The sequence below is a fragment of the Streptomyces sp. WAC 04229 genome (assembly GCF_003947455.1).
Classification (GTDB): domain Bacteria; phylum Actinomycetota; class Actinomycetes; order Streptomycetales; family Streptomycetaceae; genus Streptomyces.
The window spans coordinates 1-6458 of record NZ_QHJH01000281.1 but is presented as its reverse complement, the minus strand read 5'-3'; the positions used below and the strand labels follow the sequence as shown (position 1 = coordinate 6458).

6 protein-coding genes are annotated in these 6458 nt (G+C 74.3%); all 6 read left to right on the top strand.

Translation table 11 applies throughout. The features are described from left to right. Positions 1–210: 210 nt before the first annotated feature. A complete protein-coding gene (locus tag DMH12_RS36305; protein ID WP_125495561.1) occupies positions 211–573 on the top strand; it encodes a DUF6247 family protein in 363 nt (120 codons plus the stop codon). A gap of 17 nt (positions 574–590) precedes the next feature. Continuing rightward, a complete protein-coding gene (locus tag DMH12_RS36300; RefSeq protein WP_312023995.1) occupies positions 591–830 on the top strand; it encodes a hypothetical protein in 240 nt (79 codons plus the stop codon). Between the two features lie 145 nt (positions 831–975). Continuing rightward, on the top strand, positions 976–1770 hold the full coding sequence (locus DMH12_RS36295) for a TIGR03084 family metal-binding protein (protein WP_125495559.1): 795 nt from the start codon (positions 976–978) through the stop codon (positions 1768–1770). Then, positions 1767–3437, top strand: coding sequence for an acyclic terpene utilization AtuA family protein (locus DMH12_RS36290; protein ID WP_125495558.1), 1671 nt, complete (start codon positions 1767–1769; stop codon positions 3435–3437). The genes DMH12_RS36295 and DMH12_RS36290 overlap by 4 nt, the downstream gene beginning before the upstream one ends. Before the next feature lie 72 nt (positions 3438–3509). Continuing rightward, positions 3510–5117 (top strand): acyl-CoA carboxylase subunit beta, encoded by a 1608-nt coding sequence (locus tag DMH12_RS36285; protein WP_125495557.1) that lies wholly within the window; start codon positions 3510–3512, stop codon positions 5115–5117. A 44-nt stretch (positions 5118–5161) separates the two neighbouring features. Continuing rightward, positions 5162–6458: acetyl/propionyl/methylcrotonyl-CoA carboxylase subunit alpha (locus tag DMH12_RS36280; RefSeq protein WP_125495556.1), on the top strand; the 1297-nt coding region annotated here is incomplete at its 3' end.

The following is a 6458-nucleotide window of genomic DNA, read 5'->3' as shown; positions in this document are numbered from 1 at the left end:
AAGGTCCGCCGGCGCGGTGGCGAAGCGGCAGGCGGCGGCGGGGCCGGGGGCCGACGGGCAGTAGAGGGCGGGCGCGGGTTTCCCGACCGTGCCGCGACGTGGTGCGGGTGGGGCTAGAGTCGGGCTCGTGCCCTGCACCACCCCGCACCCGGCGCCCCGGGTCCGGCGTCCGTCCGGTCCGTCCGCCGGGGACACGAAGGAAGCGGCAGTATGAGTCTCCAGCACACCGAGGCCATCGGCGACCGACCACTGATTCCCCGCCCGGAGCGCACGCCGGGTGCCCTGCGGGCCGCCTGCGCGGTCGTGGCCCCTGAACTGCTGACGGCCTACGACCGTGCGAAGGACCAGGCGCTGGCGGACGCCGTGGACGGCGGTTCCCTCAAGCCGGTCCACGCCTACCTCTGGCACTGGGCCGTCTTGATCGAGATCGAGCGTCATCCGGCCGTGGCCAAGGCATACCACCGCGCCGAGTACCTCGCCCAGGTCGCGCCCACGCCGGACGAGGCCCGGGGGCATCTGATCACGGCAAGCACCCTGTACCGCGAGGCGGCCGAAGCGGTGCGCGCGGAGTGACCTGGCGGTGGGAGTACGTGCCCGACGAGGAGACCGTGGCGGCAGGGGCCCCGGCGGAGTTCCTCTCGGAGGTTGAGAAGAAGGCCGACGAACTCGTCAGGGCCGCGGAAGCGCTCCACCTGCACGGACCCGCCTTCCAGGGCGCGGACGAGGGGGCCAGGCACGCGTTCGTCGCTGGTGGCTTCTTCGTCTACATGGTCACACCGCGCTCGGAGCTCGTCACCATCTGGCAAGTGACCCCCGACCCCCTCTCCTGACGGGCCGGCGCGGGATCGTCGAGCGCCCGCGCCGCCGCGGACTGCCGTCCGACAAAATCCAGCAAGCACGCTTGATTGTTTCTGAACCCCCTGCCATGCTCCCCCCACACCGCGCCGCACACCACCGTGCCCGAGGGGAGCGATCGTGTCCGACCCGACGCCCGTGATCGACGATCTGCGCGAGGAGAGTGGGGAGCTCGACGCGCTGGTGGCCCGGTTGGAGCCCGGGGAGTGGCGGACCGCCAGCCCCGCGCCCGGCTGGACGGTCGCGCACCAGGTCGCGCACCTGGCCTGGACCGACCGCGCCGCCCTGCTCGCCGTCACCCACGAGGACGGCTTCCGGGGGCTGGTGGAGCAGGCCCTCGCCGCGCCCGACCGGTACGTCGACGACGGTGCCGAGGAGGGCGCCCGGCAGGATCCGGACGAGCTGCTGGCCTCCTGGCGGGAGGGCCGGACCGCCCTCGACGAGGCACTGCGCGCCGCCGCACCCGGCGCCCGCTTCCCCTGGTACGGCCCGCCCATGGCCGTCGCCTCCATGGCCACCGCCCGCCTGATGGAGACCTGGGCGCACGGCCTGGACATCGCGGACGCGATCGGCGTCGTGCGCCCGCCCACCGACCGCCTCCGGCACGTCGCCCGCATCGGCGTCCGCGCCCGGGACTTCGCCTACGCCGCCCACGGACTCACCCCGCCCGCCGAGCAGTTCCGCGTCGAACTCACCGGCCCGGGCGGCGATCTCTGGGCGTACGGCCCCGAGGACGCCCCGCAGCGCGTCACCGGCCCCGCGCTCGACTTCTGCCTGCTCGCCACCCAGCGCGCCCACCGCGCCGACCTCGCCCTCGCCGCCGAAGGCCCCGACGCCGACCGCTGGCTGGACATCGCCCAGGCCTTCGCCGGACCACCGGGAGCCGGGCGGAAGCCCACGGGGGCGGCCAGGTGAGCGTGCTGCGCGTCGGCAACGCCTCCGGCTTCTACGGCGACCGCTTCGACGCCATGCGCGAGATGCTCACCGACGGCCCCCTCGACGTCCTCACCGGCGACTACCTCGCCGAGCTGACCATGCTCATCCTGGGCCGCGACCGGCTGGGGAACCCGGACGCCGGGTACGCCCGCACCTTCCTGCGGCAACTGGAGGAGTGCCTCGGACTCGCCCACGACCGGGGCGTCAGGATCGTCAGCAACGCCGGCGGACTCAACCCCGCGGGACTCGCCGGCGCCGTACGCGCCCTCGCCGGCCGCCTCGGCATCCCCGTACGGGTCGCGCACGTCGAGGGCGACGACCTCACCGCCGCCCACCCGGGGACCCTGGCCGCGCACGCCTACCTCGGCGGCTTCGGCATCGCGGAGTGCCTGCGCGCGGGCGCCGACGTCGTCGTCACCGGACGCGTCACCGACGCCGCCCTGGTCACCGGGCCCGCCGCCGCGCACTTCGGCTGGGCCCCCACGGAGTACGACCGGCTCGCGGGCGCGGTCGTCGCCGGGCACCTGCTGGAGTGCGGGGCGCAGACGACCGGCGGCAACTACGCGTTCTTCCAGGACGGCGACGTACGGCGGCCCGGCTTCCCCCTCGCCGAGATCCACGCCGACGGCACCTCGGTCATCACCAAGCACGACGGCACCGGCGGCTTCGTCGACACCGGCACCGTCACCGCCCAACTGCTCTACGAGACGGGCGGCCCCCGGTACGCGGGACCCGACGTCACCGCCCGGCTGGACACCGTGCGGCTCACCCAGGACGGCCCCGACCGCGTCCGCGTCGAGGGCGTGCGGGGCGAGGCGCCCCCGCCCACCCTCAAGGTCGGTCTCAACCGCCTCGGCGGCTTCCGCAACGAGGTCGCCTTCGTGCTCACCGGCCTCGACGTCGAGGCCAAGGCCGCGTTGGTCCGCACGCAGCTGGAACCCGCGCTCGGCAAGGCCGCCGACGTCCGCTGGGACCTGGTCCGCACCGACCGGCCCGACGCGCCGACCGAGGAGAGCGCAAGCGCCCTGCTCCGGCTCGTCGTCCGCGACGCCGACCAGCAGGCCGTGGGGCGGGCGCTGAGCGGCGCCGCCGTCGAACTGGCCCTCGCCAGCTACCCCGGCTTCCATGTGCTGGCGCCCCCCGGAAAGGGCGCGCCCTACGGCGTCTTCGAGGCCGTCCACGTCCCCCGGAACACCGTGGACCACGTGGCCGTCCTCCACGACGGGCGCCGGGTCCCCGTGCCGGGCGCCCAGGACACCGCCGTACCGACGGACGTGGCGGAACCGCCCCCGCCGCGGCCGCTCCCACCGGGTCCCGCCCGCAGCGCCCCCCTCGGCCTCGTCGCCGGCGCCCGCAGCGGCGACAAGGGCGGGGACGCCAACGTCGGCGTCTGGGCGCGCACCGACGACGCCTGGCGCTGGCTCGCGCACGAACTCACCGCCGACCGCTTCCGGGAGCTGCTCCCCGAGACCCGCGACCTGCCCGTCACCCGGCACCCGCTGCCCAACCTGCGCGCCCTCAACTTCGTGGTCGAGGGCATCCTCGGCGAGGGCGTCGCCGCCCAGCACCGCTTCGACCCGCAGGCCAAGGCGCTCGGCGAATGGCTGCGCGCCCGCCACCTGGACATCCCGGAGGCCCTGCTGTGACCGCCGTCCCTCCGTATCCCCCGGAGGTCCTCCTGTGACCGCCGTCCCGCCGTACCCCCCGGAGGTCCTCCCGTGACCGTCCTCGCCTCCGCCCTCGACCCCGCCGCCCCCGACCACCGCGCGCACCGCGAGGCCATGCTCGCGAAACTCGCCGACCTGGACGCCGAACACGCCAAGGCGCTGGCCGGCGGCGGCGAGAAGTACGTGGCCCGGCACCGGGGGCGCGGCAAGCTCCTCGCCCGGGAGCGCATCGAGCTGCTCCTCGACCCCGACACGCCCTTCCTGGAGCTGTCCCCGCTGGCCGCCTGGGGGAGCGAGGCCCCCGGATACACCGTCGGTGCCTCCCTCGTCACCGGCATCGGCGTCGTCGAGGGCGTCGAGTGCCTGATCACCGCCAACGACCCCACCGTGCGCGGCGGCGCCAGCAACCCCTGGTCGCTGAAGAAGGCCCTGCGCGCCAACGACATCGCGCTCGCCAACCGGCTGCCCTGCATCAGCCTGGTGGAGTCCGGCGGCGCCGACCTGCCCTCCCAGAAGGAGATCTTCATCCCCGGCGGCGCGATCTTCCGGGATCTCACCCGGCTGTCGGCGGCCGGCATCCCGACGATCGCCGTCGTCTTCGGCAACTCGACGGCCGGGGGCGCCTACATCCCCGGCATGTCCGACCACGTGATCATGGTCAAGGAGCGCGCCAAGGTGTTCCTCGGCGGTCCGCCCCTGGTCAAGATGGCCACCGGCGAGGAGAGCGACGACGAGTCGCTGGGCGGCGCCGAGATGCACGCCCGCACCTCGGGCCTCGCCGACCACTTCGCCCTGGACGAGCCCGACGCCCTCCGCCAGGCCCGCCGCGTCGTCGCCCGCCTCAACCACCGCAAGGCGTACGCCGATCCGGCACCGGCCGAGCCGCCCAAGTACGACCCGGAGGAGCTCCTCGGCATCGTCCCCGGCGACCTCAAGGTCCCCTTCGACCCGCGCGAGGTCATCGCCCGGATCGTCGACGCCTCCGACTTCGACGAGTTCAAGCCGCTGTACGGGACGAGCCTGACCACCGGCTGGGCGAGCCTGCACGGCTACCCGGTCGGCATCCTCGCCAACGCCCAGGGGGTGCTGTTCAGCGAGGAGTCCCAGAAGGCCGCCCAGTTCATCCAGCTCGCCAACCAGCGCGACATCCCGCTCCTCTTCCTGCACAACACCACCGGCTACATGGTCGGCAGGGAGTACGAGCAGGGCGGCATCATCAAGCACGGCGCCATGATGATCAACGCGGTCTCCAACTCCCGCGTCCCGCACCTGTCCGTCCTCATGGGGGCGTCCTACGGCGCCGGCCACTACGGCATGTGCGGCCGCGCCTACGACCCGCGCTTCCTCTTCGCCTGGCCCAGCGCCAAGTCCGCCGTCATGGGCCCGCAGCAGCTCGCCGGCGTCCTGTCCATCGTCGCCCGCCAGTCGGCCGCCGCCAAGGGGCAGCCGTACGACGACGAGGGCGACGCCGCGCTGCGCGCCATGGTGGAGCAGCAGATCGAGTCCGAGTCGCTGCCCAAGTTCCTCTCCGGGCGGCTCTACGACGACGGCGTCATCGACCCGCGCGACACCCGCACCGTCCTCGGCCTGTGCCTGTCCGCCCTCCACACCGCTCCCTACGAGGGCGCGCGCGGCGGCTTCGGCGTCTTCCGGATGTGAGGGAACCCACTGTGGCCACCACTGTGACAAGCGAGGGAAACACCGTGATCGGTACCGTCCTCGTCGCCAACCGCGGCGAGATCGCCTGCCGGATCCTCCGCACCTGCCGCGAGTCCGGAATCCGGACCGTCGCCGTGCACTCGGACGCCGACGAGAACGCCCTCCACGCGCGCGTGGCCGACGCGGCCGTACGCCTGCCGGGCACCGCCTCCGCCGACACGTACCTGCGCGGCGACCTGATCGTGAAGGCCGCGCTCGCCGCCGGCGCCGACGCCGTCCACCCCGGCTACGGCTTCCTCTCCGAGAACGCCGGCTTCGCCCGCGCCGTCCTCGACGCCGGGCTGACCTGGATCGGGCCGCCGCCGGAGGCCATCGAGGCGATGGCGTCCAAGACCCGCGCCAAGGAGCTGATGGGCATCGCCCCCCTGCGCGAGGTCACCGAGGCCGACCTGCCCGTGCTGGTGAAGGCCGCGGCGGGCGGCGGCGGACGCGGCATGCGCGTCGTACGGCGCCTCTCCGACCTCGACGCCGAACTGACCGCCGCCCGCGCGGAGGCGGCGAGCGCCTTCGGTGACGGCGAGGTCTTCGTCGAGCCGTACGTCGAGAACGGGCGCCACGTCGAGGTGCAGATCCTCGCCGACACCCACGGCACGGTCTGGGCGCTCGGCACCCGCGACTGCTCCCTCCAGCGCCGCCACCAGAAGGTGATCGAGGAGGCCCCGGCGCCGGGCCTCACCGAGGAGCTGGAGCGCGAACTCCACGCCCTCGCCGTACGCGCCGCCCGCGCGGTCGACTACGTCGGCGCGGGAACGGTCGAGTTCCTCGTCGCCGGGGGGAAGGCCCACTTCCTGGAGATGAACACCCGCCTCCAGGTCGAACACCCCGTCACGGAGGCGGTCTTCGGCGTCGACCTCGTCGCCCTGCAACTCCGCGTCGCCGAGGGACACGCCCTCGAGAAGGACCCGCCACACGCGCGTGGACACGCCGTCGAGGCCCGCCTGTACGCCGAGGACCCCGCGCACGGCTGGGCCCCGCAGACCGGCCGCCTGCACCGCCTCACCGTGCCCGACGGCATCCGCCTGGACACCGGCTACACCGGCGGAGACGACATCGGCGTCCACTACGACCCGATGCTCGCCAAGGCCGTCGCCCACGCGCCCACCCGCGCGGAGGCCGTCCGCCGCCTCGCCGGCGCCCTGGAACGGGCGGCGATCCACGGCCCGGTCACCAACCGCGACCTCCTCGTCCGCTCCCTGCGCCACGAGGAGTTCACCTCCGCCCGCATGGACACCGGCTTCTACGACCGCCACCTGGCCGCACTCACCGAGCCCGCCCCCGACC